This window comes from Achromobacter xylosoxidans (assembly GCF_001457475.1).
GTDB classification, from domain to species: domain Bacteria; phylum Pseudomonadota; class Gammaproteobacteria; order Burkholderiales; family Burkholderiaceae_B; genus Achromobacter; species Achromobacter xylosoxidans.
The window spans coordinates 4,622,988-4,648,885 of record NZ_LN831029.1 but is presented as its reverse complement, the minus strand read 5'-3'; the positions used below and the strand labels follow the sequence as shown (position 1 = coordinate 4,648,885).

31 protein-coding genes and 1 pseudogene are annotated in these 25,898 nt (G+C 70.9%); 23 read left to right on the top strand and 9 right to left on the bottom strand.

Annotation, left to right across the window (positions count from 1 at the left end; translation table 11 throughout):
- The first annotated feature begins 60 nt into the window (after window positions 1-60).
- The 7 genes and pseudogenes from AT699_RS20885 (at window position 61) to AT699_RS20860 (ending at window position 5,033) form a co-directional block, all read left to right on the top strand.
- The gene (locus AT699_RS20885) at window positions 61-531 is read left to right on the top strand and encodes a low affinity iron permease family protein (protein WP_024069735.1); all 471 of its coding nucleotides are present in this window, start codon (window positions 61-63) and stop codon (window positions 529-531) included.
- Window positions 528-1,610, top strand: a complete 1,083-nt coding sequence (locus AT699_RS20880) for a flavodoxin family protein (protein ID WP_024069734.1) — start codon at window positions 528-530, stop codon at window positions 1,608-1,610. Before AT699_RS20885 ends, AT699_RS20880 begins: the two co-directional genes overlap by 4 nt.
- A gap of 57 nt (window positions 1,611-1,667) precedes the next feature.
- The gene (locus AT699_RS20875; protein ID WP_024069733.1) at window positions 1,668-2,159 is read left to right on the top strand and encodes a DUF421 domain-containing protein; all 492 of its coding nucleotides are present in this window, start codon (window positions 1,668-1,670) and stop codon (window positions 2,157-2,159) included.
- A 166-nt stretch (window positions 2,160-2,325) separates the two neighbouring features.
- A pseudogene (locus tag AT699_RS31170) lies at window positions 2,326-2,433 on the top strand (DUF892 family protein); the annotation flags it as partial.
- Between the two features lie 34 nt (window positions 2,434-2,467).
- Window positions 2,468-2,722 carry a hypothetical protein gene (locus tag AT699_RS20870; RefSeq protein WP_058207444.1) on the top strand — a complete coding sequence of 85 codons (255 nt, stop codon included), beginning with the start codon at window positions 2,468-2,470 and terminating at the stop codon, window positions 2,720-2,722.
- Between the two features lie 8 nt (window positions 2,723-2,730).
- The gene (locus tag AT699_RS20865) at window positions 2,731-4,650 is read left to right on the top strand and encodes a Transaldolase / Glucose-6-phosphate isomerase (RefSeq protein WP_024069730.1); all 1,920 of its coding nucleotides are present in this window, start codon (window positions 2,731-2,733) and stop codon (window positions 4,648-4,650) included.
- Window positions 4,647-5,033 carry a hypothetical protein gene (locus AT699_RS20860; protein WP_024069729.1) on the top strand — a complete coding sequence of 129 codons (387 nt, stop codon included), beginning with the start codon at window positions 4,647-4,649 and terminating at the stop codon, window positions 5,031-5,033. The genes AT699_RS20865 and AT699_RS20860 overlap by 4 nt, the downstream gene beginning before the upstream one ends.
- Window positions 5,034-5,051: 18 nt before the next feature.
- Here AT699_RS20860 and AT699_RS20855 read toward each other — a convergent pair whose 3' ends face one another.
- Window positions 5,052-6,143 (bottom strand): mechanosensitive ion channel family protein, encoded by a 1,092-nt coding sequence (locus AT699_RS20855; RefSeq protein WP_024069728.1) that lies wholly within the window; start codon window positions 6,141-6,143, stop codon window positions 5,052-5,054.
- Between the two features lie 116 nt (window positions 6,144-6,259).
- Between AT699_RS20855 and AT699_RS20850 the strand changes: the two genes are divergently transcribed.
- From AT699_RS20850 to AT699_RS31680, 16 genes are all read left to right on the top strand, one after another.
- The gene (locus AT699_RS20850) at window positions 6,260-6,970 is read left to right on the top strand and encodes a PIG-L deacetylase family protein (RefSeq protein WP_024069727.1); all 711 of its coding nucleotides are present in this window, start codon (window positions 6,260-6,262) and stop codon (window positions 6,968-6,970) included.
- Window positions 6,967-7,854 carry a glycosyltransferase family 2 protein gene (locus AT699_RS20845; protein WP_024069726.1) on the top strand — a complete coding sequence of 296 codons (888 nt, stop codon included), beginning with the start codon at window positions 6,967-6,969 and terminating at the stop codon, window positions 7,852-7,854. Before AT699_RS20850 ends, AT699_RS20845 begins: the two co-directional genes overlap by 4 nt.
- Before the next feature lie 28 nt (window positions 7,855-7,882).
- Entirely contained in the window at window positions 7,883-8,362 is a 480-nt protein-coding gene (locus tag AT699_RS20840) for a hypothetical protein (RefSeq protein WP_026382858.1), read from the top strand.
- A 130-nt stretch (window positions 8,363-8,492) separates the two neighbouring features.
- Window positions 8,493-11,207 carry an ATP-binding cassette domain-containing protein gene (locus AT699_RS20835; protein WP_058207443.1) on the top strand — a complete coding sequence of 905 codons (2,715 nt, stop codon included), beginning with the start codon at window positions 8,493-8,495 and terminating at the stop codon, window positions 11,205-11,207.
- 100 nt (window positions 11,208-11,307) lie between these two features.
- A complete protein-coding gene (locus AT699_RS20830) occupies window positions 11,308-12,093 on the top strand; it encodes a BON domain-containing protein (RefSeq protein WP_411469338.1) in 786 nt (261 codons plus the stop codon).
- On the top strand, window positions 12,090-13,361 hold the full coding sequence (locus AT699_RS20825; protein ID WP_024069723.1) for a glycosyltransferase family 4 protein: 1,272 nt from the start codon (window positions 12,090-12,092) through the stop codon (window positions 13,359-13,361). Before AT699_RS20830 ends, AT699_RS20825 begins: the two co-directional genes overlap by 4 nt.
- Before the next feature lie 15 nt (window positions 13,362-13,376).
- Window positions 13,377-14,105: an SDR family oxidoreductase gene (locus AT699_RS20820; protein WP_024069722.1), complete on the top strand. Its 729-nt coding sequence runs from the start codon at window positions 13,377-13,379 to the stop codon at window positions 14,103-14,105.
- Window positions 14,096-14,719: a D-glycero-alpha-D-manno-heptose-1,7-bisphosphate 7-phosphatase gene (locus tag AT699_RS20815; protein WP_024069721.1), complete on the top strand. Its 624-nt coding sequence runs from the start codon at window positions 14,096-14,098 to the stop codon at window positions 14,717-14,719. Before AT699_RS20820 ends, AT699_RS20815 begins: the two co-directional genes overlap by 10 nt.
- Window positions 14,719-15,828, top strand: a complete 1,110-nt coding sequence (locus tag AT699_RS20810; RefSeq protein WP_232254275.1) for a glycosyltransferase family 9 protein — start codon at window positions 14,719-14,721, stop codon at window positions 15,826-15,828. The genes AT699_RS20815 and AT699_RS20810 overlap by 1 nt, the downstream gene beginning before the upstream one ends.
- Window positions 15,816-17,555, top strand: coding sequence for a carbamoyltransferase family protein (locus tag AT699_RS20805; protein ID WP_024069719.1), 1,740 nt, complete (start codon window positions 15,816-15,818; stop codon window positions 17,553-17,555). The genes AT699_RS20810 and AT699_RS20805 overlap by 13 nt, the downstream gene beginning before the upstream one ends.
- The gene (locus tag AT699_RS20800; protein ID WP_024069718.1) at window positions 17,552-18,538 is read left to right on the top strand and encodes a glycosyltransferase family 2 protein; all 987 of its coding nucleotides are present in this window, start codon (window positions 17,552-17,554) and stop codon (window positions 18,536-18,538) included. The genes AT699_RS20805 and AT699_RS20800 overlap by 4 nt, the downstream gene beginning before the upstream one ends.
- Entirely contained in the window at window positions 18,535-19,593 is a 1,059-nt protein-coding gene (locus tag AT699_RS20795; RefSeq protein ID WP_024069717.1) for a glycosyltransferase family 9 protein, read from the top strand. Before AT699_RS20800 ends, AT699_RS20795 begins: the two co-directional genes overlap by 4 nt.
- On the top strand, window positions 19,590-20,558 hold the full coding sequence (locus AT699_RS20790) for a glycosyltransferase (protein ID WP_373862783.1): 969 nt from the start codon (window positions 19,590-19,592) through the stop codon (window positions 20,556-20,558). The genes AT699_RS20795 and AT699_RS20790 overlap by 4 nt, the downstream gene beginning before the upstream one ends.
- A 2-nt stretch (window positions 20,559-20,560) precedes the next feature.
- Window positions 20,561-21,574, top strand: a complete 1,014-nt coding sequence (locus tag AT699_RS20785) for a UDP-glucuronic acid decarboxylase family protein (protein WP_054485690.1) — start codon at window positions 20,561-20,563, stop codon at window positions 21,572-21,574.
- 119 nt (window positions 21,575-21,693) lie between these two features.
- Window positions 21,694-21,873 (top strand): hypothetical protein, encoded by a 180-nt coding sequence (locus AT699_RS20780; RefSeq protein ID WP_020928704.1) that lies wholly within the window; start codon window positions 21,694-21,696, stop codon window positions 21,871-21,873.
- An 81-nt stretch (window positions 21,874-21,954) separates the two neighbouring features.
- Window positions 21,955-22,332: a hypothetical protein gene (locus AT699_RS31680; RefSeq protein WP_024069714.1), complete on the top strand. Its 378-nt coding sequence runs from the start codon at window positions 21,955-21,957 to the stop codon at window positions 22,330-22,332.
- Window positions 22,333-22,417: 85 nt separating this feature from the next.
- Here the strand turns inward: AT699_RS31680 and AT699_RS20770 are convergent, their stop codons facing one another.
- The 8 genes from AT699_RS20770 to AT699_RS20735 form a co-directional block, all read right to left on the bottom strand.
- Window positions 22,418-22,684, bottom strand: a complete 267-nt coding sequence (locus AT699_RS20770) for a hypothetical protein (protein ID WP_024069713.1) — start codon at window positions 22,682-22,684, stop codon at window positions 22,418-22,420.
- Window positions 22,681-22,911 carry a hypothetical protein gene (locus tag AT699_RS20765; protein WP_006384560.1) on the bottom strand — a complete coding sequence of 77 codons (231 nt, stop codon included), beginning with the start codon at window positions 22,909-22,911 and terminating at the stop codon, window positions 22,681-22,683. The genes AT699_RS20770 and AT699_RS20765 overlap by 4 nt, the downstream gene beginning before the upstream one ends.
- A gap of 37 nt (window positions 22,912-22,948) precedes the next feature.
- Complete coding sequence (locus AT699_RS20760) at window positions 22,949-23,497, bottom strand: DUF4142 domain-containing protein (RefSeq protein WP_020928701.1); 549 nt, start codon at window positions 23,495-23,497, stop codon at window positions 22,949-22,951.
- Window positions 23,498-23,708: 211 nt separating this feature from the next.
- Window positions 23,709-24,005, bottom strand: a complete 297-nt coding sequence (locus AT699_RS20755; protein ID WP_049054761.1) for a hypothetical protein — start codon at window positions 24,003-24,005, stop codon at window positions 23,709-23,711.
- A gap of 69 nt (window positions 24,006-24,074) precedes the next feature.
- Window positions 24,075-24,620, bottom strand: a complete 546-nt coding sequence (locus AT699_RS20750) for a hypothetical protein (protein WP_024069711.1) — start codon at window positions 24,618-24,620, stop codon at window positions 24,075-24,077.
- A 42-nt stretch (window positions 24,621-24,662) separates the two neighbouring features.
- Window positions 24,663-24,986: a BON domain-containing protein gene (locus tag AT699_RS20745; RefSeq protein ID WP_024069710.1), complete on the bottom strand. Its 324-nt coding sequence runs from the start codon at window positions 24,984-24,986 to the stop codon at window positions 24,663-24,665.
- Window positions 24,987-25,072: 86 nt separating this feature from the next.
- Window positions 25,073-25,501, bottom strand: coding sequence for a hypothetical protein (locus AT699_RS32265; RefSeq protein ID WP_020928698.1), 429 nt, complete (start codon window positions 25,499-25,501; stop codon window positions 25,073-25,075).
- An 84-nt stretch (window positions 25,502-25,585) separates the two neighbouring features.
- Window positions 25,586-25,852, bottom strand: coding sequence for a hypothetical protein (locus AT699_RS20735; protein WP_006384599.1), 267 nt, complete (start codon window positions 25,850-25,852; stop codon window positions 25,586-25,588).
- Between the last annotated feature and the right edge of the window lie 46 nt (window positions 25,853-25,898).

Below are 25,898 nucleotides of genomic sequence, written 5' to 3'. Positions count from 1 at the left end.
CCCTGGCGGCGGGCACGCAATTTGCTGAACACGGTTTCCGTCCCGACCGAAAGGAGCACCATGGCAGCCACCCGCGTACCGAGGCGGCGGACCCCGCCGCCCCGACCCGCCGCGGCCCGCAACGCGGCCAAGGGCAATCCGGTGTCGCGCTTCTTCGACCATTTTGCCGCCCATGTGACCCGCTGGGCGGGATCGCCGGTGGCATTCGGGCTGGCGTTGATCGCGGTGATCCTGTGGGGAATCTCGGGCCCCGCGTTCGGTTATTCCGAGACCTGGCAGCTGGTGATCAACACGGGCACGACCATCGTGACCTTCCTGATGGTGTTCCTGATCCAGCAGAGCCAGAACAAGGACAGCGAGGCGCTGCACCTGAAGCTGGACGAACTGCTGATCGCGCTCGAAGGGGCCGACGAAAGGCTGGTGGATGCCGAACGCCTGGACGAGGACAAACTGCTGGCGTTGGCGGCTGCCTGCACCGCGCGCGCCAGGACCCAGCGGCGCAAGCGCGCCCGCAGCCGGAGGCAGAGATGACAGACGACAAACCGACGGTCCGCAAGGGGCAGTACACCGGGCAGCTCGAGCGTGAAACGTTCCGCGCCCGTTTCATGCGCCGCTTCTACGATCCGGCGTTCCAGGCCGAGCAGGTGGCGCTGGCGCGGCTCGAGGCGATCGCCTGGGACGCCTACGCGCAGGGCCGCAAGGCCCCGATCACCGTCAAGGCCGGCCCCGGCCACGCCGATCCCGACTATGACCTGTCGGTGGAGTGGAAGGAAACGCGAGACCGGCTGGCGCTCGCCGAGCGCGCGCAACAGGATCCGGCCACGCCTTCCCGCGTGCTGGTGATCATCGGCGCGTCCCGCAACGACGGCACCTGTCCTGGCGAGGTGTCCAAGAGCTGGCGGCTGGCCCGCATCCTGCTCGAGGAACTGCAGGCCGCCGGCATGCGGACAGACACCCTGGACCTCAGCCGCCTGGTCTCGGAATACGAATACCGGATCCATCCCTGCAAGGGCTGCGTGTCGACGGCGATGCCGCTGTGCCACTGGCCCTGCAGCTGCTACCCCAATCATTCACTGGGGCAGGACAACGACGCCATGGGCGCGATCTACGAACAATGGGTGGCGGCCCATGGGGTGATCCTGGTGGCGCCATCCTATTGGTATCAATCGCCCAGTCCCCTGAAGCTGATGATCGACCGGCTGGTGTGCGCCGATGGCGGCAACCCCGACCCCACTCTCACGGGCGGCAAGGATCCGCTCAAGGCCAAGCAGGTCGAACTGGATGGCTGGCCCTACCCCAAGCACCTGGCCGGACGCGCCTATGGCCTGGTGGTGCACGGCGACGTGGCCGGCATCGAGGCGCAGCGGCGCGCGCTCAGCGACTGGCTGGACTGGATGGGGCTGGTCGACGCCGGCGCGTCGTCGCGGCTGGACCGCTATATCGGCTACTACCGGCCCTATGCCACCAGCCACGAGGAACTGGATCGCGACCGCGCGGTGCAGCAGGAAGTGCGCAACGTGGCGCGGGCCGTGGCGAATTTCATACCGCGGCTGCGGCGCGGCGCGATGGCGGGGCTGGAACGGGGCATCCGCGATCCGCGCCCGAAATGAATGGACTGCGGCGGCCCGCCGAGGAGGCGTCGCGGTTTCACGCGTGGGAGAAAGATCATGAGTCCTGACTGGTCGGAGATGTTCACCTTCTCGATATCGCCGCTCGAAATCATCATCCGCGGCTCCATCGTCTACTGGTTCATCTTCGTGCTGTTGCGCGTGGCCGGCCGCCGCGATATCGGCTCGTTCGGCGTGGCCGACATGCTGGTGCTGGTGCTGATCGCCGACGCCGCGCAGAACGCGATGGCCGGGGAATACAAGTCCATCGTCGACGGCCTGGTGCTGGTGTCGACGATCGTCGGTTGGACCGTCATCGTCGACAGGGCGGGCTATTTCTTCAAGCCGGTCGGCCGGCTGCTGGCGGCCGACAAGGTCTGCCTGATCCATGACGGCGTCATTGCGCGCCGCAACCTGCGGCGCGAGTACATCACCGAAGATGAGCTGCTGAGCGAACTGCGCCTGAAAGGCGTGACGGATGTCAGCGAAGTGCGGCGCGCCTACATGGAGGCCGACGGCAACATCAGCGTGCTCAAGAAGAAAGCGGATTGAAGCCGCCGCAACCGCGGGCCGGCTGTCGGCGCCGGACCGCGCCAGGCGGAATGCGCGGGGGGGCGGCACGGCGGTTGCTGAGTAGCGCGCGGCGGGCGCCACCTGGCCCGCGCATCCACCGCACGCACTTCAACCTCACGCACTTCACCCCCCACAGGAGTCAGCAATGACGCAGAAGACCTTGCAGGATCTGTTCATCCACGAATTGTCCGATATCTACAGCGCCGAGAAGCAACTGACCCGCGCCCTGCCGAAGATGGCCCGCGCCGCCAGCGCCGCCAAGCCCTGACGCATACCGGGAGACTGTCATGGCCACCACACCCGATCCCCGAGACGCCAATATGCCCGGCCGCAACCGGCCGGGGCCGCCGGACCAGTCGCCGGCGGAGCTGCCCGATCCGCCGGCGCGCAAGCGCGAACCGGATCGGCACGAGCGCTGGCCGCCGGACGGCCTTCCCAATCCCATGCCGGGCGTCGACCCGCAGCAGACCCCGGGCATCGACCGCCTTGGCGATACGGGTCCCGAACAACAGATATGGGTGCGCAGCTGGCGCTCGCTCTAGGAACCCCCATGGACATGTATGTGCCATCCTCTTTTTCCCCGGCGATCCGCGGACGCCGCTTGCGCCTGCCCGCGGACGCCGCCCATCCGCCCGCCGCTGGCCGACGGCCGCGCACCGCCCTGAATGGTTTTGCCTCGGCGCTGCCGCCGGCCCTGGCCGAGCGCCTGGACCAGCGCCTGGCGCTGGCGCACCGCGAAGCCTGGGTGCAGCGGCTGTGGGCCCGCGATGCGACGCTGTGGACCGGCGCCGATGAAGACCGGTGGCTGGGCTGGCTGCGGCCGGGCGCGGGTCCGGCCCGGCCGGCGCGCCTGGCCGCCATCTGCCGCCGGCTGTGCGTGGCGGGCCACGCCGACGCGGTGTTGCTGGGCATGGGGGGCGCAACCCTCGGGGCCGAAGCGCTGGCCCACATCCTGGGCGTGGCCGCGGGCGGCTTGCGCCTGCACGTTCTGGATTCGACCGACGTGGCGCAGATCCTGGCCCTCGAAGCCCGCCTGGACCTGACCCGCACGCTCTTCGTCGTGGCCAGCAAGTCGGGCGCCACGCTGGAATCCGGCATGCTGGCCGCGTATTTCCAGCAGCGCGTGGCCGCGCTGCTGGGACGGCGCGAGGCCGGCCGCCGCTTCGTCGCCATCACCGACCCCGGCACGCCGCTGCAGGCGCGCGCGCTGCGCGACGGCTACGCCGCCGTGTTCGAGGGCGAGCCGACGGTGGGCGGCCGCTATTCGGTGCTGTCGCCGTTCGGGCTGGTGGCCGCGGCATTGCTCGGCCACGATCCCGCCGCGCTGCTGCGGGCCATGCAGCCCATGCTGCGGGCCTGCTCGGCGCAGGTGGCGCTGCATCGCAATCCGGGGCTGGTGCTGGGCGCGCTGCTGGGCGAGGCCGCGCTGGCCGGCCATGACAAGGTCACGTTGCTGGCGGCCCCGGGGCTGCGGCCGCTGGGATGCTGGCTCGAACAGTTGCTGGCCGAGTCCACCGGCAAGGATGGCAAGGGCCTGATCCCGGTCGCGGACGAGCCCCGTTGCCAGCCCGCGGCATACCGCCGCGACCGCCTTTTCGTGCATCTGGCCAGCGCGCAGGCGCCGGACGCCGAGCTGGCGGCGCACGCGAGTGAACTTGCGGCCGCCGGCCACCCGGTGCTGACCTGCACCAGCGGCGCGGGGTTGGCGATCGGACAGGAGTTTTTCCGCTGGCAGGTGGCCACCGCCGTCGCCGCGGCGGTCCTCGGGGTCAACCCTTTCGACCAGCCCGACGTCGAGGCGAGCAAGGCGCGCACCCGGGCGCTGGCAGGCGGCGGGGCCGTCGCCGCGCAGGCGGATGAACCGTTGCTCGTGGAGGGCGCGCTGGCCTTCCATGGCAAGACCGCCACCGCCACCGCCGCATCCGCGGCGGCATTGCTGGCGGCGCACGCCGCGCCGGCCCGGGCGGGCGGGTACATGGCGCTGCTGGCCTATCTGCCGCGCGGACCGGCCTGCGAAAGGTGGCTGGCGTCCGCGCGCGACTGCATCGGACGCGGGACCGGCGTCGCCACGCTGGGTGGCTTCGGCCCCCGCTATCTGCATTCCTGCGGCCAGTTGCACAAGGGCGGCACGGCCTGCGGACGATTCCTGTTCATCACCGCGGACGCGCCGCGCGAACTGGCCGCGCCCGGCTATCCGGCCGGCTTCGGCGCAACCCAGGCCGCGCAGGCGCTGGGGGACATGGAGGAGCTGATGGCGCGCGGCCGCCCGTGCCTGCGCGTGCATATCCAGGGCGACCTCGACGCCGGGCTGGCGCAGCTGGACACGCTGTTGCGCAGGGCATTGGCGCCCGCCACGCTGCCGCCGCCGCTTGCGCCCGGCGCCGTCCAGGCAGAAGCGCGCGCCCGCCACGCGCAATCCCACACCGCGCCCATGCCGGGCGCGGCGACCGCTATCGGAGAGATTCCATGAAGACCACACTGATCATCGCTGCCGCGATTGCCCTCAACACGCTGGCTGTCGGCCCGGCCCTGGCGCAGGCCGGGCAATCCAACGGCGGCGCTGCGCCGCCCGCCGCCACGCCCGACGCCAGCAAGCATAAGGGCGAACCACGGCCGCCGGCGCAAGCGCCATCGCGGCAAACCCAGCCCGGGGCCGGCGCCCGGCACGAGCCGCCGCAGGGCGAGCCCCGGCCGGCCAAGGAAGACCGGCCGGCCGAGCGGCTCGGCGGCGAAGGCGGTTCGGACAGCCGCGGCGCGCCGCGCAGCCAGGGCGGCACCGGGTCGACCGGCCAGGGCGGCATGCCCGGCTCGGGCGCGTCGGCCGGCTCGGGCGGCACGACCGATACCCGTTGAACGACCGATACCCGTTGATCAAGCCGGCCCCGCGTCGGCGCGACGCTCGTCGCCGCCGGGCGGGGGGCGACGCGCCAGGTGCAGGATGCTCTCCGGCAGCGCCAGCGCGATGCCGGCGGCCTGCAGGTCGCGCATGACGCCCAGGTAGATGGCCTGTTGCAGGTCCATGTAGCGGTTGTAGTCGGCGCTCATCACGTAGTAGACCGCCTCGAATTCCAGCGCGCTCTCGGCCATCCGCGCCAGGTGCGCGCGATCGAAGCGGGTGTCGGGCTGCCGTTCGATCTGGGCGCGGATGATGCCGGGCACGGCCGCCACCTGGTCGACCGGGGTGCGATACGTCACCCGGATCGAAAAGACGATGCGCCGCTGCTGCATGCGTTTGTAGTTCTGGATCGTCTGCTTGAGCAGTTCGGTGTTCGAGCAGACGATCTGTTCGCCGCCCAGGCTGCGGATCCGCGTGGTCTTCAGGCCGACGTGTTCGATGCTGCCGGCCACCGTGCCGAAGACGATGAAGTCGCCCGCCTCGAAGGGCTTGTCCAGGCCGATGGAAATCGATGCGAACAGATCGCTGAGGATGGTCTGGACCGCGAGGGCCACCGCCACGCCGCCGATGCCCAGGCTGGCGACCAGCGCGGTGATGTTGACGCCGACATTGTCGAGCATGGCCAGCAGCACGATCACCCAGACCAGCGCCCGCAACAGGAACGAGAGCAGCGTGGCGGTGATCGACCCGGCCCGTCCGCGCGCGGCCACCGCATGGGTCAGGCCGACCTCGATGCCGCGGTCGAGCCACAGCGCCAGTTGCAGCGCCACCAGGACGAACCACAGGTGGCCCGCGCCCGAGCGCCCGGGAAAGGGCGCGCCGGTCAGGTCGGCGGCGACCAGCAGCGAGGCCAGCGCCAGGATCAGCCAGCTGGTCCGCCGCAGCACGCGCGCCGCCGCGCCGGCGGCGCCATGGCCGGCCGGCTGGGCCAGCCGCTCCAGGCGCGACCGTGCCAGCCGCAACACCAGCGTCAGCGCCAGGAACAGCGCGACTCCCAGCGCCACGGCGGCGAGCCACAGGGCAATGGGATGGTCGGCGGGCGCGCCGGAAAACCAGGACGTCAGCATATCGTCTCCTTCATGCGTGAATGCCGGCGGGCAGCAAATGCCGTGCCGCCGCTGGCGCCGGGCGAGGCACGGGAGTTGCTGTGGCGCTCAGTCAGATCGACAGGAATGGCTTGAACATGCCGGCTTCATATTCCCCCGCCGCCGCCGCGCGCGAAATCCTGCCATCGATGCCCCGCATCGTGGTCGTGTCGCCCCACCTGGACGACGCCGTGCTGAGCTGCGGCGCGCTGTTGGGCGCGCGGCCGGGCAGCACGGTGGTGACCGTCTACACCGGCATGCCGGACGCCGCGCATGTGCTGACGGATTGGGACCGCCGTTGCGGCTTCGGCAGCGCGGCCGAGGCGATGCGGGAACGGCGGCGGGAAGATGCCAGGGCCATGGCCCTGGTGCGCGGCCGCGGCCGGGCCCTGGGATTTCTCGACAGCCAGTACGCCGCGTGCGCCGACGCCTGCCTGCCGGCGCTGACCGAGGCGTTGATGCGCACGTTGGCCGAGCTGCGGCCGGACGCGGTGGCGATTCCGCTTGGCCTGCTGCATGCCGACCACGTCCGCGTCAGCGATGCGGGGTTGATGGTGCGCGATGCCTGGCGCGGGCCGGCCTGGCTGGCCTACGAGGACGTGCCGTACCGTTGCCTGCCGGGCATCGTCCAGGCGCGTTTCGCGCGGCTGCATGGCCGGGGCGTGATCGCCGCGCCGGCCGACTTCGCGCTGGATACGCGCGCCAAGCCCCGGGCGGTGGCGGCGTACGCCTCACAGCTCAAGGGTCTGCAACGCGCGCCGGCCGACCTGGGCCGCGAGGAACGCTACTGGCACCTGGTGGACGGATGACCGCCGTGGCGCTCCCGGACCCGCGCATCGCCATCGTGGTGCTGACCCGCAACCGGCGCGAGGAGCTTCGCCGCACGCTGGAGCGGCTGGTCTCGTTGCCACGCCGTTACGCCATCATCGTGGTGGACAACGGCAGCGAGGATGGCAGCGCCGATGCCATCGAGCGCGAGTTTCCCCAGGCGCAGGTGCTGCGGGCCGGCGCCAACCTGGGGGCGGCCGGCCGCAACCTGGGCGTGGCGCGCGTGACCACGCCCTATGTCGCGTTCTGCGACGACGACACCTGGTGGGCGCCGGAGGCGCTGGCGCGCGCGGCCGATATCCTCGACCGGCATGAATCGCTCGCGGTGCTCAATGCGCAGGTGCGGGTTGGTCCCGAGGCGCGGCTGGATCCGGCCTGCGCGGCAATGGCGCGCAGTCCCTTGCCGCCGCTGGCCGGCGTCGGGCCGGAGCTGGTCGGCTTCATGGCTGGCGCCTGCGTCATGCGGGTCGACGCCTTCCGGCGCGCGGGCGGCTACTGGCCGCGTTTCTTCATCGGCGGCGAGGAAGCGCTGCTGGCGCTGGACATCCGTGCCGAGGGTGGGCGCATTGCCTACGCGCCGGCCGTGCAGACCCACCATTGGCCGTCCGCGCAGCGCGATGCGCCGCAACGGCGCCGCCTGCTGGCGCGCAATGCCCTGTGGACGGCATGGCTGCGCCTGCCCATCGGTCTGGCGCTGGCCCGCAGCTGGGCGGTGCTGCGCGCCTTGCCCGGCTGGCGGCCCCGTACCCGCGCCTGCGCCGACGCGCTGGCGCAATGGCGCTGGGTCCGGCGTCATCGCCGCCCGGTGCCGCCCGAGCTGTGCCACGCGTTGCGGCGCGTCTGGCGCGACGACGTCCGTCATTGAAGGTCCTTTCATCGACAAGGAGAACACCATGAAATCCCTGCCCCTGGCCGCTTATTGGGAACGCGATGCGGCCGCCCAGGCCGTGCGGCTGGCCCTGCCCATGCTGGAGGCCGCGCGCGCCGACACCCGCGTCGGCGAAAGCGGCTTTCTGCACGTGGTCGTCATGAATCCGCTGGCCAGGCCGGGCGAATGCGATTTTCCCAGCGCCATCCTGTACGAGGAAAGCGTGGGCGATCCACAGCGCTGGGATGCCGACTATGGCGCGTTCGCCCGCGGCAAGGCCCGCCTGAGCTGGCGCACCGGCCTGTCCAGCCACGAGGTCATCGTGGCGCGCCCGCACTTGCTGCAGGCCAAGGATTCCACGGTATGGGGCAGCGTCTGCATCGACGGCATCGTGGTGGCGGTGAGCGGCGCCAATCCCTGGTTCGACGAGGCCTTCGCGGCCGCGGTGGCGCATCTGTTCAAGGCCGTCGTGCGCGGACGGCGGGAAGCCGCCCTGCGCGGCTGACATCCAGGCCCGCGTGCCGCCCGTCCTGGGCGGCACGCGGGCGGGCAAGGTCGGCGCGCGCAGGCCGGGCGCCGCCGGCGCGGAACGCGGGTTGCTGGCCACGCCCGCTCACCGGCGAGGAGGCCTGGCCATGAACGGATCCGACACGAAAAACGCCCGCGAAGCGCGCAACGCGGTGACGCGCACGATTCTGCAAGCCCTGTGGAAGTACCGGGGACGCACGGCCGCCGCGCTGGCGCTGCTGGTCGCCGCCAAGCTGCTGATGGTGCTGGTGCCCGTGCTGCTCAAGCACATCGTCGACACCTTGAGCGCGCCCGGCCTGCTGACGCTGCCGGTATTCCTGCTGCTGGGGTATGCCCTGGTGCGCTTTGGCGGCAGCGTATTCACGGAACTGCGCGACGTGGTGTTCTCCCAGGTCGTGCAGCGGACGGTCGCCGATTTCACCGTGTCGGTCTTTTCCCGGCTGCAAAGGCTGGGATCGCGCTTTCATGGCGCGCGCCAGACCGGCGCGCTGGCGCGGGACGTCGAGCGCGGCACCACCGGTGTCGGTTTCCTGCTGGGAACCGGCCTGTTCACGCTGTTGCCGACCTTGGTGGAGATCGTGTCGGTGGTGCTGATCCTGGTGATGGGCTACAGCGCCTGGTTCGCGCTCATCGTGCTGGTCACCTTCACGGCCTATTCCGCCTACACCCGCGTGCTGGTGCGCAAGCGCATGGCCTATCAGCGGCGTCTGAACGAACTGGACTCCAGGGCCAGCGGCCGCATGGTCGACAGCCTGCTGAATTACGAGGCGGTCAAGCTCAATGCCAATGAAGGGCTGGAGGCCGAGCGCTTGGGCGGCGTGCTGGGCGACTGGGCCCAGGTGGGCGTGCGCAACCAGCGCTCGCTGTCGCGGCTGCACGTAGGGCAGAGTGGCATCATCGCCTGCGGCGTGGCGGCGGTGATGGTGCTGGCCGGCCAACAGGTGGTGGGCGGCCAGATGACGGTCGGCGACCTGGTGCTGGTCAATGCCTACATTATCCAGATCTGCCTGCCCTTGAACACGCTGGGCCTGGTCTTTCGCCAGGCCAAGGAGGCGTTCGTCAATGCGGAGCGCGTCTGCGACCTGCTGCGCCAGCCGGTCGAGACCGGCGATGATCCGGCCTTGCCGTCCCTGGAACCCGGGGGCGGGGACATTCGTTTCGAAAACGTCGGCTTCGGCTACGAGCCGGGCCGGCAGATCCTGTGGAACATCGATTTCTCGGTGCCCGCTGGCACCACGCTGGCGGTGGTGGGGGGCAGCGGCTCGGGCAAGTCGACCCTGGCGCGCCTGTTGTTCCGCTTCTATGACGTGGACAGCGGCCGCGTGTCGATCAACGGCCAAGACCTGCGCGCGGTCAATGTGCGCAGCATCCGCCGCGCATTGGGAATCGTGCCGCAGGATACGTTGTTGTTCAACGAAACGATCGCCTACAACATCGCCTACAGCAAGCCCGGCGCCACGTCCGACCAGGTGGTCCAGGCGGCGCGGGGCGCGCGCGTGCACGAATTCATCGAAAGCCTGCCGGCCGGCTACGACACGCCGGTGGGCGAACGCGGCGTCAAGCTGTCGGGCGGCGAACGCCAGCGCATCGCGATCGCGCGGGCCATCCTGAAGAATCCCGCGATCATGGTATTCGACGAAGCCACCTCGGCGTTGGATACGCGCACCGAGCGCGCGATCCAGGCGGAACTGCAGCGCATCTCCACGGGCCGCACCACGCTGATCATCGCGCACCGCCTGTCGACCATCGTGCACGCGCACAACATCCTGGTGCTGGACCACGGCCGCATCGTCGAGCAGGGCAGGCACGAGGAGCTGTTGGCCAGGCAGGGCATGTACGCGCAGATGTGGGCCTTGCAGCGCCAGCAATCGGCCCTGGAAGAAGCGCAGGGGCGTTCGACGCGGCAGCCGGTCAATCTGGTCGCCGTGGTCGCCGGCGTGTTGGACGCCTCGCGCGAGGCCGCGCAGGAAAAAGGCGTCAACCTGTACACGCAGATCGGCGGCGAGGCCGCGCGCATCACCGGCGACCCCAGCGAGCTGCAGCAACTGGTGTGGAGCCTGTGCCTGCACGCCATCGCGGTCACGCCGCCGGGCGGGCGCGTGGGCATCCGCCTGCACCGCGAAGGGCCGCTGACCCGCTTGACGGTGACGGACGGGCGCGGCGAACCGGACCGCGACCCGGCGCTGTCCGATGCTGACTTTCACCTGAATCCAACCGACGCGCTGCGGGCGGCGGTGGCGATCGATCCGGCGCAGTTGGCGGCGCAGGCGCAACGCCAGGGCGGCGCGTTCCACGGCGCGCCCGCGAACGACGGCGGCCAGGCGTATTCGGTGGATTTCCCGGTGCGCGCGGTGGAGCCGGCCGCGTTGCGCACCGACATGAACCTGCCCGATCTGCACGGCGTGGCGGTGGTGCTTGTCGACGACCAGCCCGAAGCGCGCGAGATGGTCGCCGAGATCCTGCGCGAGCAGGGCGCGCGCGTCGCGCAGTACGCCGACGGCCAGCAGGTGCTGGCCGCGCTCGAAGCCCTGCCGGCGGCGCGCTGGCCGCAGGTGCTGATCTGCGACCTGTCGCTCGGCGATATCGATGGCTATGAAGTGATCGACCGCATCCGCGCGCTCGAAGCCGAGCGCGGCGCGGCGCTGGCGCATCGCCTGCCCGCCATCGCGCTGTCCGGCCACGCCAGTCCCGATTACCGGTTGCGCAGCCTGCTGGCGGGATTCCAGGTCCACCTGGCCAAGCCGGTCGATCCCAACGAGTTGCTGGCCACCGTCGGGACCTTGTTGCCGCCGTCGCCCGCCCGCGGCGCTTCCGCCGCCTGAGCGGCCCGGCACTTCTTACACGGCATAGTAAGAAGTACCGGATCGCGTCCGCCCGGCGCCACGGACGCCGCGCCGGCATGGCGTTCGCCGCAGCCTCATCATGTCCTCCCCACCCGCCGCGCCCGGCATCGCGGTTCGGCACAGCACTTGCGATATCGATGCATCCACGCGGGGCCCATACCCGCAGTTTTTCTTGAATCGCAACAGGAGAGCCGACATGAATCATCGACCCGGACAGGCGCCCCGCCAATACCAGGACGATCCCGACCGCGAGCCATGGCAGGACCCGGCCCCGTCCTATGGCTACCAGGGCCAGGGCACCCGCGCCGCGCCCGGCGCCCGCGGCACGCATGCCGGCGCGCGCAGCCGCAGCGCGGATCCGGGCCAGAGCAGCTACGGCGGCTTCAGCAATGAGGATCCTTCCTATCAGCGCCAGCAGGTGTACGGCCGCGAGCCGTCTCGCCGCGCCGCGCCGTCAGGTCCCGACTCGTACGGCAGCGAGGACGGCGGCTTCTACGGCAACCGGCCGCCGTGGCGCGACGATGCCGAGATGATGTCGTTCGCCACCGCCGAGCGCGGCGAACCGCTGGGCGGCATGACCTCATGGCGCGAGCGCCAGGCCGGACGCACCGACCCCAAGGGCTATGTGCGGTCGGACGAGCGCGTGCGCGAGATTGTGTGCGAATACCTGGCGCACAGCGGCCTGGACGTGAGCGACGTGTCGGTGGACGTGGCCGATGGCTGCGTCACCCTGACCGGCACCGTGCCGGACCGCCGCACCAAGCATCGCATCGAGGACTGCACCGACAGCTGCGCTGGCGTGCAGGACGTGGACAACCGCATCCGCATCGCCGGGGCGCCCGTCCGAACCGGAGCGGAACAATGAAAAAGATCGCCATCATCAGTGAACACGCTTCGCCGCTGGCGGTTGCCGGCGGCGTCGACAGTGGCGGACAGAACGTCTACGTCGCGCACGTGGCGCGCGAACTGGCGCGCGCCGGCCTGCAGGTCGACGTCTTCACCCGCAAGGACAATCGGGAACTGGAACCGGAACACGCCTGGATGCCCGGGGTCAAGGTGGTGCACGTGCCGGCCGGGCCGGAAGTCTATCTGCCCAAGGAGCAGATGCTGCCCTACATGGATGATTTCTCGCGCTATCTGCTGCGCCATGCCGGCAGGCAGGACAAGGCCTATGACATCATTCATGCCAATTTCTTCATGTCGGCCTGGGCCGCGCTGCCGCTCGCGCAGCGCTACGGCATCCCGCTGGCCGTGACGTTCCACGCGCTCGGCAAGGTGCGTCGCCAGCACCAGCAGGAGGCCGACCTGTTCCCGGACAGCCGCTTCGATATCGAAACCGAGATCGTGCGCCGCGCCGACCGCATCATCGCCGAGTGCCCGCAGGACCGGCGCGACCTGATGGCGTTGTACGACGCCGACCCGCGCCGGATCGACATCGTGCCCTGCGGCTACGACGCCGCCGAGATGGCGCCCCGGCCCATGACGCGGGCGCGGCAGGCGCTGGGGTGGGAGCATCAGGACTTCACCCTGCTGCAGCTGGGCCGCATGGTGCCGCGCAAGGGCGTGGACAACGTGATCCGCGCGCTCGGGCGCCTGCGCCATCGCCATGGCATCAACGCCAGGCTGTGCGTGGTGGGGGGCAATTCGGACGACGCCGATGCCACCGCCACGCCCGAGATCGCGCGGCTGCGCCAGATCGCGCAGGACGAGGGCGTGGCGCCGTGGGTGGAGTTCACCGGCCGCCGTCATCGGGATGACCTGGCGACCTACTACGGCGCCTGCGATGTGTTCGTGACCACGCCGTGGTACGAGCCCTTCGGCATCACGCCGGTCGAGGCCATGGCCTGCGGCCGGCCGGTGGTGGGTTCGGATACCGGCGGCATCCGCAGCACGGTGGTGCATGGCAAGACCGGCTTCCTGGTGCCGCCGCGCGACCCGGACAGCCTGGCCGAGCGGCTGGCCCAACTGGCCGCCGATCCCGCCCTGCGCGCCCGCATGGGCGAGGCCGGACGCCTGCGGGCGCGCCGACTCTACACCTGGAAGCGCGTCGGGCTGGACTTGCTGGCGGTGTATCGGCAGATGGCGGCGCAGGCGGCCCGGCCGGATCGGCATGCGCCGCGCATGGCGGCTTGAGATCAGGAGCGAAAGATGCAGGAATCCGATAGTTTGAAAGGGCGGGTGGTGCTGGTGACCGGCGGCGGCAGCGGCCTGGGACAGGCGCTTTGCAGCATGCTGGCGGGCGAGGGCGCGCGCGTGGCGGTGGCCGATATCGACGAGCGCCGCGCGCAGCAGCTGGCCGAGCGGCTCCAGGCAGAAGGCGGGGACGTCATGGGCTGCGTCATGGATGTGGGCGTGGCGCGTGATGTGCAGGACGGGCTGGATGCCGTGGTGCGCCGCTTTGGCCGGCTCGATGCCGTCGTCAACAGTGCCGGCATCGACGTCACCGCGCCCATCGGCAAGCTCGACGCCGATGTCTGGGAGCGCGTGCTGCGCACCAATCTGACCGGCCCCTTCCTTATGGCCAAGCTGGCCAAGGACCTTCTCAGTCCGGGCGGCCACATCGTCAATGTGGCCTCGACGGCGGCGCGGCGCGCCTGGCCCAATGCCAGCGCCTACCATGCCAGCAAGTGGGGCCTGATGGGGCTGTCGCATGCCCTGCATGCCGAACTGCGGGCTGAAGGCCTGAAAGTGAGCGCGGTGATCGCCGGCGGCATGCGCACCCCGTTCCTGCTGGACCGCTTTCCCGACATCGACGTGGATACGCTGCAGGACCCGGCCAATGTCGCCCGCGCCGTGCGCTTCGTGCTGACGCAACCGGCCGAGACGGTGGTGCCCGAGATCATGGTGCTGCCCATGCGGGAAACGTCATGGCCTTGAGGCCGGCGGTGTTCCTCGACAAGGACGGCACCGTGCTGGTCGACGTCCCGTTCAATGTCGACCCGGGGCGGATGGCGTATGCGCCCATGGCCCATGCCGGCCTGAACCGCCTGGGCGCCGCCGGCGTGGCGCTGGTGGTCATCAGCAATCAATCCGGCGTGGCGCGGGGCCTGTTCCCGCTGGCGGCACTGGAGGCGGTGCGGACTCGGCTGGCGGCGATGTTCCGCGCCGCCGGGGCGCGCCTGGATGGTTTCTACTGTTGCCCGCACCATCCGCAGGGCCGCGTCGCCGGCTACGCCGTCGAGTGCGCTTGCCGCAAGCCCAGGCCGGGCCTGTTGTTGCAGGCCGCCGCGGAGCTGGGCCTGGACCTGTCCGCGTCCTGGTTCATCGGCGACATCCTCGACGACGTCGAGGCCGGCCACCGCGCCGGCTGCCGTAGCCTGTTGCTGGACGTGGGCAACGAGACCGAATGGCGCGAGGGGCCGCTGCGGGTTCCGGATGCGCGCGCGCCCGACCTGGATGCCGCGGCGCGCCGGGTGCTGGCGGAGCGCGGGCGCGCAGACAGGGCGCGGGCGCAAGCGTTGGCGCCGTCCGGGCAGGCGGGAGGCGGATGATGGCGCCGCGGTGGCAGGACTGCGCCCACGTGCTCGGCGTGCGGCTGGACAACATGGGCGACGTGCTGATGTGCACGCCCGCGTTGCGGGCGTTGCGCCAGTCCGGCGCCACCCGCCTGTCCTTGCTGACTTCGACCTCCGGGGCGCGGCTGGCGCCGTTCGTGCCGGAGCTGGATACCGTCCTGGCCTACGACGCCGCGTGGATCAAGAATGAGTCGCGGGGAAATGCCGATGACGCGGACGCCATCGGGCGGCTGCGCGCCTTGCGGCCGGACGCGGCGGTGGTGTTCACCGCCTACAGCCAGAGCGCGCTGCCCGCGGCACTGCTGTGCCACCTGGCCGGCATCCCGCGCGTGTTGGCTTACTGCCGGGAGAATCCCTACCGCCTCATCACCGACTGGGTGCGCGAGACGGAGCCCGCCGACGGCATCCGCCACGAGGTGCAACGGCAATTGGACCTGGTGGCCGAAGTGGGGGCGCGCGCCGACCATGCCGGCCTGTCGTTCCAGGTGCGGCAGCAGGACCGGGTGTCGCTGGCCTGGAAGCTGCACCGCCAGGGCGTGACCGAGACGGGTGGCTGGATTTGCGCGCATGCCGGCGCCACCGCCCCTTCGCGGCGCTATCCGGCGGAACTGATGGTGCGGGCGCTGACCGCGCTGCGCGGCGACGGTCGCCGCATCCTGCTGCTGGGCGGCCATGAGGACCCGGCGCTGGCGCCGGCCCTGGCCGCCGCGCGGCCGCTGCTGCCGGGCCTGATCGACCTGTCGGGCGAACTCAGCCTGGGCGAGCTGGGCGCGGTGCTGGAGGCGGCCGACGTTCTCATCTGCAACAACAGCGGGCCGGCGCACATCGCCGCCGCGCTCGGGCGGCCGGTGGTGGATCTGTACGCACTGACCAATCCCCAGCACACCCCCTGGATGACCGCCGCGCGCGTGCTGAACCAGGACGTTCCCTGCCGATACTGCTATCGCAGCGTGTGCCCGCAGGGCCACCATGCCTGCCTGGCTGGTGTCGATCCCGAGCGCGTCGCGGCCGCGGCGCGGGAATTGCTTGGCGGCGGGCGGGCCGATGCCCCCGCCGCCAGGAAGGAGATGCCATGTTTACCCTAGGAATCAACGCAGCCTATCACGATTGTTCGGCCACCCTGGTGCGCGACGGCGCCGTGGTCGCGGCGGCCGAGGAGGAGCGCTTCACGCGCGTCAAGCATGGCAAGCGGCCGGTGCCGTTCACCACCTGGCAGCTGCCCTACCATGCGATCGATTACTGCCTGTCGGCGGGCGACATCCGCCTGCGCGATGTCGACCACATCGTCTACTCGTATGACCCGGCGCTGCTGGCAGGCAGCCGGCCGCTGGCCGGCGACATCACGCTGCCGCTGGAGCCTTCGCGCGCCGCCCTGGGCGCGGCGGGCGAATCGCCCTGGGACCCGCTGTTCCTTTCGTACCTGGTGAACGCGCCGCGCCAGCTGCTGGACGGCGTGCCGCACCACCTCAAGTCGCCGCGTTTCGACGCCCTGACGCTGGATCACATCATGGAGCGCTGGGTGTTCCTGGATCACCACCTGTGCCACGAGGCCAGCGCGTTCCTGGCGGCGCCCTGCGCGGATTCGGCCGTGCTCACCATGGACGGGCGCGGTGAACGCACCACCACCAGCTATGGCCATTTCTCCGATGGCGAGTACGCCCGGCTCAAGCAGATCGACCTGCCGCATTCCCTGGGGCTGCTGTACGAGGAAGTCACCCGCTACCTGGGATTCCTGCATTCTTCCGACGAGTACAAGGTGATGGCGCTGGCCTCGTTCGGCAAGCCCGAATTCCGCAAGGAGTTCCGCGATATCCTGCGGCTGGAGGAAGAGGGCGGCTATTCGGTGCAGCCGGCGCGGCTGGCCGAACGCTTCGGTCCGCCGCGCCATCGCGGCGCGCCGTTCGAGGACAGGCACAAGCATATCGCCAGTTCGCTGCAGTACGTGCTGGAGGAAACGGCGCTGCACATGGCGCAGTGGCTGCACGAGAAAACCGGCGCGCGCAATCTCAGCATGGCGGGCGGCGTGGCGCTGAACTGCGTGATGAACGCCCGCATCGCGCGCGATGGCCCGTTCGATAGCGTCTGGGTGCAGCCGGCCGCGGGCGATGCCGGCACCTCGCTGGGCGCGGCGCTGTACGTGGACTATCACCGGCGCGGCGGCAAGCGCGCATGGGCCATGGAGCACGCGTATCTGGGGCCTTCGTATGGCGACGAGGAGATCGAGCGCTTCCTGTACGGCGCCAAGCTGGATTTCCGGCGGCTCGACGACGTGGCCGGCGAGACCGCCGCGCTGCTGGCGCAGGAAAAGATCATCGGCTGGTTCCAGGGGCGCATGGAGTTCGGGCCGCGCGCGCTGGGGGCCCGTTCCATCCTGGCCTCGCCGCTGGACAGCGCCATGCAGGCGCGCCTGAACGGGCTGAAGGACCGCGAGGACTTCCGGCCGGTGGCGCCGGTCGTCATGGAAGAGCGCGCCACGCAATGGTTCGACGGCCGCGGCGCGGACGCCATCTGCGCGCCCTTCATGCTGTTCGTCTACGACGTGCTGCCGCACCGGGCCAGCCGCATTCCCGCGGTGCGCCATATCGACGGCACCGCGCGCGTGCAGACCGTGCGGCGCGACCAGAACTCGCGCTACTACGACCTGCTGGCCGCCTTCGAGCGCCTGACCGGCGTGCCGGTGCTGGTCAATACCTCGTTCAACACCCGCGGCGAGCCGGTGGTATGCACGCCGCGCGATGCGGTGGAGTGCTTCTGGACGTCGCCGCTGGACGCGCTGGTCATCGGTTCCTATCTGGTGGAGAAGCCGCGATGAACGCGCCCGCGACGCCTTCCGTTTCGGTGGTGGTGCCGACCTACAAGCGGCCGGCGCTGCTGGCGCGCTGCCTGGCCGCCTTGTCCCGCCAGGATTTTCCGCGCGACGCCTACGAGGTGCTGGTGTGCGACGACGCCGCCAGCGCCGCCACCCGGCGCCAGGTGGAAGGGCTGCGGCGCGCATGGGGCGGCATGCCGGCCTTGCGGTACCTGCCGGTGTCCGGCACCCGGGGGCCGGCCGGCGCCCGCAATCTCGGCTGGCGCGGCGCCAAGGCCGAAATCATCGCGTTCACGGATGACGACACCATCGCCCACCCGGATTGGCTGCGCCACGGCGTGCGCGCGCTGGACGCGGATGTCGCCGCGGTGACCGGGGAGACCGACATGCCGCTGCCGGATCCGCCCAACGATTATGAGCGGGACGCGGCCGGCCTGACCCGGGCCGAGTTCATCACGGCCAACTGCTTCGTGAAACGTTCGGCGCTGGTGGCGGTGGGCGGCTTCGACCCGCGCTACACCATGGCGTGGCGCGAGGATTCCGACCTGCATTTTGCCCTGCTCGACCATGGCATGGCGGTGCGGCGCGCGCGCCACGCGCGGGTGACGCACCCGCTGCGGCCGGCAGGTTTCGCGGCCGGGCTGGGCATGCAGAAAAAGGTAATGTTCGACATGCTGCTGCGCAGGAAGTATCCGCTGCTGTATCGCAGCCGCATCCGCGCGCGGCCGCCGCGCTTCTATCTGGCGGTCACCGCGTCCCTGGTGTGCGCGCTCGCGCTGGCGGCGCTGGGATGGCGCGCCGGCGCCATGGCCGCGCTGGCGGTGTGGCTGGGGCTCACTGCCCTTTTTTTCAGGCGGCGCCTGCGCGGCACCCGTCAGACCGTGCGCGACGTCGCCGACCTGGCGATCACGTCCGCCTGCATTCCGCTGCTGTCGATCGGCTGGCGCGCCATCGGCCTGTTGCGATTCGCCAGGGCCAGGCCATGACGGCCGCGCTGCTCACGCCTCCCGCGAACCGGATCGCCGTATTCCGGGCGCTGCAGCTGGGCGACATGTTGTGCGCCGTGCCGGCGCTGCGCGCCCTGCGCCAGGCCTTTCCGCAGGCCAGGATTTCGTTGATAGGGCTGGCCGGCGCGCGCGAATTCGTGGCCCGCTTCCACGCCTACGTCGACGAGTTGATCGAATTCCCTGGCATTGCGGAGTTCCCCGAGCAGGCCTGCCGGCCGGATGAATTGCCGGCCTTCTTTCGCCGGGTGCGGGCGGCCCGGGCCGACGTGGCTTTGCAGATGCACGGCAGCGGCGTCCATTCGAACCGGATCGTGAGCCGGCTGGGCGCGGCCCGCTGGGGCGGATTCGTGGCCGACGCCGGCGCGCAGATCGAGGGGCGGCGCCTGTGCTGGCCCGACGACCTGCCCGAGCCGCAGCGCTATCTGGCGCTGCTGCGCTTTCTGGGCCTGCCCGCCACCGACGACCGCCTGGAATTCCCGTGCAGCGACGAAGATGCCGCCGCCGCGCAGGCCCTTTTGCGCCGCCACGGGCTCGATCCGGCGCGCCTGGTGCTGATGCACCCGGGCGCGCGGCTGCGTTCGCGGCGCTGGCCGCTGGCGCGCTACGCCGAGGTGGCGCGCGCCTTGCGCGGCGCGGGTTGGCAGGTCGCCTTGACCGGCTCGGACGCCGAGCGGGCATTGACGCGCGAGTTGCGCCAGCGCGCGGGCCTGGCGCTGCCCGACCTGTGCGGCGCCACCACGCTGGGCAGCCTGGCGGCGCTGTTGCGCGCCAGCCGCCTGCTGGTATGCAATGACACCGGCGTCTCGCACCTGGCCGCGGCCATGGGCGCGCGCAGCGTGGTCGTCGCCTGCGGCAGCGATGCGCGCCGCTGGGCGCCGCGCGACAGCCGGCGCCACGTGGTGCTGGCCGCGCCCGTGCCGTGCCGGCCGTGCGCGTACGAAAGCTGCCCGATCGGCCACCCCTGCGCGCTGCGGGTCACGGTGGCCGACGTGCTGGCGCGGGCGCAGGAGCAATTGGCGCGGGGGCTGCCATGACCCAGTCCCGCATGCCGCGCGGCCGACGCCTGCGCATCCTGACCTGGCACGTCCACGGCAACTATCTCTATGCCCTGGGACAGGTGCCGCACGACTTCGTGATACCGGTACTGCCGGGCAATCCGGCCGGGTACGGCGCGCTGGGCAGCCGCATCCCCTGGGGGGACAACCTCGTCCAGGTGCCGGCGGCCGCGCTGCGCGACCAGCGCCTGGACTGCGTCCTGTACCAGTCGCGCCAGAACCTGGAGGATGCCCGCTTGCTGCTGGACGACGCGCAGCGCGCGCTGCCCAGCGCCTACCTGGAGCACAATCCGCCGGAACCGCATCCCACCGACACCCGCCATCCGTTTCACCACCCGCGCGGCCTGCTGGTCCACGTGACGCCGTTCAACGCGCACATGTGGGACAACGGCGATATGCCGGTGCGGGTCATCGAACATGGCGTGCCGCCGCCCCGAGTGACCTATGACGGCAGCGTGGCGCGGGGCATCGTGGTGGTCAACCACCTGGCGCGCCGCGGCCGTCGCATCGGCCTGGACCTGTTCGAGCGCATGCGCGCCCAGACCCCGCTGGACCTGATCGGCATGGACTCGCAGGCCCTCGGCGGGTTGGGAGAAGTGCCCAATATGGAAGTGGCGGCCTGCCTGGCGCGCTACCGCTATTTCTTCAGCCCGATCCGCTACGCCAGCCTCGGGCTGTCGCTGGTGGAGGCCATGCTCTGCGGCGTGCCGGTGGTGGGCTTCGGCGCCACCGAACTGCCCACCGTCATCAGCAACGGGGTGAACGGCTACGTGGACACGCGCATCGAACGCCTGGCGCAGGTGGCGCGGCAACTGCTGGCCGAACCCGAACTGGCCCGGGCGTGGGGGGCGGCGGGGCGTGAAACCGCCCTGCGCCGCTTCGGCATGGAACGCTTCGTGGCCGACTGGCTGAACGCATTCGACTCGCTTATGGAGGCGGCATGAACATGATGAATTTGCCAAAGGGGCGCGCCCTGGTGGCGGGCGGCGCGGGATTCCTCGGCTCCAACCTGTGCGCGCGCCTGCTTGCCGACGGCTGGGAGGTGATGTGCGTCGACAACTTCCAGACCGGGCGGTCGCGCAATGTGGCGATGCTGGCGGCCCATCCGCGCTTTGCCGTGGTGCGCCACGACATCGTCGAGCCGCTCGCCGATGTGCAGGTCGACCGCATCTACAACCTGGCATGCCCCGCTTCGCCGGTGCACTATCAGGCCGATCCCTTGAAGACGTTGCGCACCTGCGTGCTGGGCGCCATGCAATTGCTGGAGCTGGCGCGGCGCTGCGGCGCGCGCGTGCTGCAGGCGTCCACCAGCGAAGTCTATGGCGATCCGCTGGAGCATCCGCAGCGCGAAGGTTATTGGGGCCACGTGAACCCGGTGGGGCCGCGCTCCTGCTACGACGAAGGCAAGCGTTGCGCCGAGACCATCTTCATGGAGTACGCCGCGCATGAAGGCGTGGACGTGCGCATCGCGCGCATCTTCAATACCTATGGACCGCACATGTCGCCCGATGACGGCCGCGTCGTGTCGAACTTCATCGTCCAGGCGCTGGCCGGCAAGCCACTGACCATCTATGGCGATGGCACGCAGACCCGTTCGTTCTGCTACGTGGACGACTTGATCGACGGCCTGGTGCGCCTGATGGAAAGCGTGCCGCCGGACGTGCGGCCGGTGAACCTGGGCAATCCCGCGGAACTGACGATGCTGGAAATGGCGGACATGGTCCGCACCCTGACGGGCGCCAACGTGCCGCTGGTGCATCGCGACCTGCCGGTCGACGACCCGACGCACCGCTGCCCGGATATCTCGCTGGCGCGGGAGCGGCTCGGGTGGACGCCGCGCATCGCGCCGGTCGAAGGCATGGCGCGCACGGTGGCGTATTTTTCCAGCGAGGCCGGCGCCGTCCGGGGTGCCGCGGGGCCGTTGCGAACAGCCGCGGACGCGGCGGCGGGCGTGGCCTGAGGCTGGCGCCGGCCAGCCGCGCCATGACGCCCGCCGGGCATGGCGTTTGCTGCCGATGGGAACCCCCCGGATGGATTCCTCCCCCGGGGCGGACACACTCCGCAAAGACGAGGCACACCATGAAAGCCAAAGACAGCCACACCCATTCTTCCCTGGACGATACCCCGCGCGAGAGCCAGGCCAGCCACAGGGATACCCAGAACCGTTCGAAGAAGGCGGGCCATACCTCGCAGATCGGCACCGGCCAGGACCAGCAAAGCCAGCGCAATCGCGGCGCCGGCGCGCGCAGCAAGCCCTGAATCGCGGCGGAATCGGCGCGCGGCATCGCCTTGCGTGCTGCCTTCGCGCCCGCCTGCCTCGCGCACGGCCAGGAGAAAATCATGAGACATCATTCGTATCGCGGCCAGCGCCTGCAGGCGCTGGCGCTGGCCCTGGGCATGGCGGTCGGCCTGCCGGTCGCGACCCGCGTCGCCGCCGAGCCGGCCACCGGCGGCGCGGGACAGGGGGCGCAGGAATCCGGCAAACCCGCCCCGGCGCCCGCGCCCATGCCGCCCAACGCCGCGCCCGGGCCGTCCAAGGGCGACCCGTCCGCGCCGCCGCCCACCATACCGAAGGGCGCGCCGGCCGATGGCGCCACCCAACCCACGCCGGGGCAGGGCACGGTCCAGGGGTCCACGGCCAACCCGACGCCTGACGGCCGGTTGCCCGGCGGCAGGGCGGGCTCGGGAGGCAGCAAGAGCAACGAATTCGGGCGGTAGGCGGCGGCCGGGGGCGGGCGAATGCCGGCCCTGGCGCGCATGCCGCGAGGCTGGCCGCGCCAGGTCGCGGCGCCGCCAGCACGGTTCAGGCCGGCAGGCGCGACAGCAGGGTCAGCGTGGCCAGCAGGGCCGCGCCCAGCGCCCACAGCATCAGCGCCAGCCGCAGGCTCAAGGACAGTCGGGCGCGGCGCCGGGGCGGGTCGACGGCAAGGGGCAGTGGTGCGGCGGCGGGCGCCTGGTCGGCATTGGCCGCGGCAACCCGGGCGGCGCCTGAACTCGCCCGCGGCGGCGTCAGCGACACCACCGCGTTGCCGATCAGCACCGAAGACGAAGCCGTCTTGGGGTGGCTCATGGCGGGCTGCTCCATACCGACGCCTGCCGGTACTGCTCGGCCCGCGCCAGCGTTCTGTAGAAGTCGGCGCCGGCGCGGACCAGGGCCTCGATTTCCCGTGGCGACAGCTTTTCCTTCAGTGCCGCCAGGCTTTGCGCGTAGTCGGACAGGACCTCCGGCCAATCGGCCAGGGGCCGGTCGGAAACGGAGGTCGCCAACATGCGCGCCAGCAACTCATCACGGTCCATGGCACGATCCCCCGGGCAGCCATACCCGTCGCGGTCATTACTTGTCGGTGGCCTGTTTCAAGGTCTTGGCCATCTGCAAGTGCTGTTGCAGGGTGGGCAGCGTCTGGATGGCGAACTGCTTGACGTCGGGGTCCTTGACGTCGTTCGACGCCTTTTCGAACAGCTTGACGGCATCTTCATGCGCGCCCACGCCGATTTCGTCGGCGTAGGCCTTGTCGAAGCCCTCGTCGCGCAGGCCCAGCGCCTGCAGGCGCGCCTTCTGCACCAGCGAAGGCTCGGTGGGCACTTCGTACCCCTTGCTCTTGGCCAGCGCGGCCAGTTGCTGCCCGGCCTTGCCATGGTCATCGATCATCTTCTGCGCGAAGGTCTTCACCTCGCCGCTGCGCGCCTTTTCCAGGGCCAGCTTGCTGCCCTCGACTTCCAGGTGGCCGGCCTGGGCGGCGTTTTCCATAAAGTCGCGATCGCCGCTGTCCAGCTTGGTCGGGGCCGGCGCGGATGGGACGGCCTGCTGCGCCATGCCGGCTTGCGGGCCGCCGAGAGCGAACAGCGCGAACAGCGAAACCGTGGTCAGGGTGCGGAGGGTCATGGAATTCTCCTGGAGTTGGATAGGGCATCGTGAAAGGGGTGGCGAGCATCGATGACGGCCAGCCCATCAGGCCGCCTTGGGCAGCAGCAAGCCGCGTTCCCGGCGGCGGGGGGCGGACCACAACGCGGACCACAACGGGGCAGCGGTATTTTTTACCGCCGCGGCGCAATGCCCCGGTATCGCTTGACGGCGCATGGTTCAAGGGCGCGCCTCAGGCCGCGTCGTCGTCGGGCGCCGGGCCGGGACGCCCCCCGTTGCGCGCCGCGTCCGGCGGCGCATGCGACACGCCGGCGCCGGTTTCGTCGACCACGCCGTCGGGGGCGATATCGCTGCCGGCATCCTCCGGCGTCAAGGGGTCGGCGGCAGGCCGGTCGCCGGTGCCTTGGGCGTCGCTGTCGCTGTCGCTTTGAGGCGATGACGCCGGCAGATCGCTGGGAGAATCCGACGAGTCGCTGGGGCCGGCGGGGGGCGAGCCAATGGGGTCGGGAATACGGGAGGGGACGGACATGACGGACTCCTTGCGGGATAGCCTCGGGCTTGCCGGCACAGCATCCGGCGTTCCCGGGAGCGGCGTGGCCTATGCCCGCTTCACCCGCCAGGCGCGCCACCATTCCTGCGCGTACGGCGCCAGCGCCAGGCAGACAGAGGCAAGCAGCAACGCCGCCACGTGTCCGGCGGGAGCCGTGGGCAGGCTGGGGCGCAAGCGCCAGTCGGCGGCGACCGTTCCCAGTCCGAACACCGACAGGAACGCGTCCCAGTGGCGCGCGGCCACGATCAGGCCCGCCGCCAGGGGCAGGATCTCCAGGAAACTGTGCACGTGCTGCTCCAGCGGCGATACGCGTCGATGCCGTACGGCGTAGGAAACGTCCCACAACGCGGTGGCCTCGTGCAGGAAAAAGATCACGATCAGCAACACGAACACCAGCGCGTTGATTTCCAGGAACAGGCAGGCCAGCAAGCCAACCCCGATCTCGCCGAACATGAGCAGGTGCAGCGTCGATTCCTTCGGCCCGGCGGTTTGCGCGATGTGGCTGGCGCGATGGCACAGCCAGTCCGCGAACCCCGCCAGCAGCCACAGCGGCAGGATGAGATACCAGAGGATCGCGAACAGGGGATCATGCACGGACGCTTCTCCCGCCGGGCGCCTGCCGGATGAAGGGCCGCCTCACTGCGGCTTGCGGACCTGGATGTTGTTGCGCACTTCGTTCACGCCGGGCACCTGGCGCGCGGCCGCGATGGCGTTCGCGGCGCTGTCTTCGTCGTCGGCGAAGCCGCTCAGCTGCACCGTGCCGCGGTAGGTTTCGACCTGGATGGTGTTGGATCGCAGGCCGGGTGCGCGGATCAAGGCTTCGCGGACCCGCGCCGTCACCGCCACGTCGTCGGTGTATTGGCCGGTGCTGCGGCGGCCGCCTTCCGCGGCGCAGCCGGGCAGCACGATCACGCAGGCGATGCCGAGCAGGGCTGCGCGCAAGATCTGGATGGGAACCATGTGAATCTCCTGTTTGCGGAACGCGGCAGTGCGCTCCGCAAAGCGGCGCAGCAATCGCTATGCCCGTGGCGGCAGCGGGCCGTGGTTCAGCCCAGCCGCCGCAGCACGCGCGCCACCCGCGCGATGCCGCCCGTGCCGCTGGCGGCGCGGCCGACCAGCGTGGTGCCGGCCAGGGTCAGCAGCATGCGGCGCAGCGGCGTGCCGCCGCGCATGCCGCGCCGCATGAGCCATACGCCCAGGCCCAGCACCGCCAGGTGCTCGCCGGGAAAGCCGGGGCGGGCGGCGTCGATCTCGCGCATCCGGCGCAGCCAGGGAGCGTTGGCGGCGCGCCCGGCCTGCGCGGGATGCGGATCGTCGGCGGTGGCATCGGCCGGTTCGATGTCCTCTTCCGGCACGGCGTTGCCCGGCGCCTGGCCGCGGGCGTCCTCCGAATCGGCGGGAGCGCGCGGCGCGGGCGCGGCGGGGGAAGGGGGCGCCGCGCGTGGCAGGCGCGGCGTCGAGTCGGGATGGGGCATGGCGGGCTCCTGGTAACGGGAAGGCGCGGATGGCCAGGCCCCGTTGCCAGCAAGCGCCGCTCCCGCGTCCGGCGGGGCGCCGGCTCAGAAGCGCGTATGCCTGCCGAACGGCTGCTCGGCGGCGGTCGGCTTGTCGAAGGTCGCGGTGTCGCCGTTCAGGTCCGCCACGTGGATCTGCGCCAGGCGGGTCGCTTCGTCGATGGCGGATTGGGCGGACGCAAAGCGTTCATCGATGGCGATGCGTTCCCTGCCCGGACCGGCGGCGGGGGAGATCAAGGTGTACCCGATGCGCCAGGCGCCGTCGTCGTGGACCGGGCGTTCGATCTGGAAATCCCATTTGGTGTTTTCCATGGTGCCTCCTGTGGTGCTTGCTGTCAGGTGCTTCCATGCTAACGCG

Coding starts and splice junctions, on each gene's coding strand:
- AT699_RS20835 (WP_058207443.1), top strand. CDS start 8,493: ATGAACGGATCCGACACGAAAAACGCCCGCGAAGCGCGCAACGCGGTG.
- AT699_RS20815 (WP_024069721.1), top strand. CDS start 14,096: ATGGCCTTGAGGCCGGCGGTGTTCCTCGACAAGGACGGCACCGTGCTG.
- AT699_RS20735 (WP_006384599.1), bottom strand. CDS start 25,852: ATGGAAAACACCAAATGGGATTTCCAGATCGAACGCCCGGTCCACGAC.
- AT699_RS20850 (WP_024069727.1), top strand. CDS start 6,260: ATGCCGGCTTCATATTCCCCCGCCGCCGCCGCGCGCGAAATCCTGCCA.
- AT699_RS20825 (WP_024069723.1), top strand. CDS start 12,090: ATGAAAAAGATCGCCATCATCAGTGAACACGCTTCGCCGCTGGCGGTT.
- AT699_RS20870 (WP_058207444.1), top strand. CDS start 2,468: ATGGCCACCACACCCGATCCCCGAGACGCCAATATGCCCGGCCGCAAC.
- AT699_RS32265 (WP_020928698.1), bottom strand. CDS start 25,501: ATGCCCCATCCCGACTCGACGCCGCGCCTGCCACGCGCGGCGCCCCCT.
- AT699_RS20760 (WP_020928701.1), bottom strand. CDS start 23,497: ATGACCCTCCGCACCCTGACCACGGTTTCGCTGTTCGCGCTGTTCGCT.
- AT699_RS20800 (WP_024069718.1), top strand. CDS start 17,552: ATGAACGCGCCCGCGACGCCTTCCGTTTCGGTGGTGGTGCCGACCTAC.
- AT699_RS20780 (WP_020928704.1), top strand. CDS start 21,694: ATGAAAGCCAAAGACAGCCACACCCATTCTTCCCTGGACGATACCCCG.
- AT699_RS20820 (WP_024069722.1), top strand. CDS start 13,377: ATGCAGGAATCCGATAGTTTGAAAGGGCGGGTGGTGCTGGTGACCGGC.
- AT699_RS20845 (WP_024069726.1), top strand. CDS start 6,967: ATGACCGCCGTGGCGCTCCCGGACCCGCGCATCGCCATCGTGGTGCTG.
- AT699_RS20875 (WP_024069733.1), top strand. CDS start 1,668: ATGAGTCCTGACTGGTCGGAGATGTTCACCTTCTCGATATCGCCGCTC.
- AT699_RS20795 (WP_024069717.1), top strand. CDS start 18,535: ATGACGGCCGCGCTGCTCACGCCTCCCGCGAACCGGATCGCCGTATTC.
- AT699_RS31680 (WP_024069714.1), top strand. CDS start 21,955: ATGAGACATCATTCGTATCGCGGCCAGCGCCTGCAGGCGCTGGCGCTG.
- AT699_RS20770 (WP_024069713.1), bottom strand. CDS start 22,684: ATGAGCCACCCCAAGACGGCTTCGTCTTCGGTGCTGATCGGCAACGCG.
- AT699_RS20840 (WP_026382858.1), top strand. CDS start 7,883: ATGAAATCCCTGCCCCTGGCCGCTTATTGGGAACGCGATGCGGCCGCC.
- AT699_RS20880 (WP_024069734.1), top strand. CDS start 528: ATGACAGACGACAAACCGACGGTCCGCAAGGGGCAGTACACCGGGCAG.
- AT699_RS20790 (WP_373862783.1), top strand. CDS start 19,590: ATGACCCAGTCCCGCATGCCGCGCGGCCGACGCCTGCGCATCCTGACC.
- AT699_RS20885 (WP_024069735.1), top strand. CDS start 61: ATGGCAGCCACCCGCGTACCGAGGCGGCGGACCCCGCCGCCCCGACCC.
- AT699_RS20745 (WP_024069710.1), bottom strand. CDS start 24,986: ATGGTTCCCATCCAGATCTTGCGCGCAGCCCTGCTCGGCATCGCCTGC.
- AT699_RS20865 (WP_024069730.1), top strand. CDS start 2,731: ATGGACATGTATGTGCCATCCTCTTTTTCCCCGGCGATCCGCGGACGC.
- AT699_RS20755 (WP_049054761.1), bottom strand. CDS start 24,005: ATGTCCGTCCCCTCCCGTATTCCCGACCCCATTGGCTCGCCCCCCGCC.
- AT699_RS20830 (WP_411469338.1), top strand. CDS start 11,308: ATGTCCTCCCCACCCGCCGCGCCCGGCATCGCGGTTCGGCACAGCACT.
- AT699_RS20855 (WP_024069728.1), bottom strand. CDS start 6,143: ATGCTGACGTCCTGGTTTTCCGGCGCGCCCGCCGACCATCCCATTGCC.
- AT699_RS20805 (WP_024069719.1), top strand. CDS start 15,816: ATGTTTACCCTAGGAATCAACGCAGCCTATCACGATTGTTCGGCCACC.
- AT699_RS20810 (WP_232254275.1), top strand. CDS start 14,719: ATGGCGCCGCGGTGGCAGGACTGCGCCCACGTGCTCGGCGTGCGGCTG.
- AT699_RS20765 (WP_006384560.1), bottom strand. CDS start 22,911: ATGGACCGTGATGAGTTGCTGGCGCGCATGTTGGCGACCTCCGTTTCC.
- AT699_RS20860 (WP_024069729.1), top strand. CDS start 4,647: ATGAAGACCACACTGATCATCGCTGCCGCGATTGCCCTCAACACGCTG.
- AT699_RS20785 (WP_054485690.1), top strand. CDS start 20,561: ATGATGAATTTGCCAAAGGGGCGCGCCCTGGTGGCGGGCGGCGCGGGA.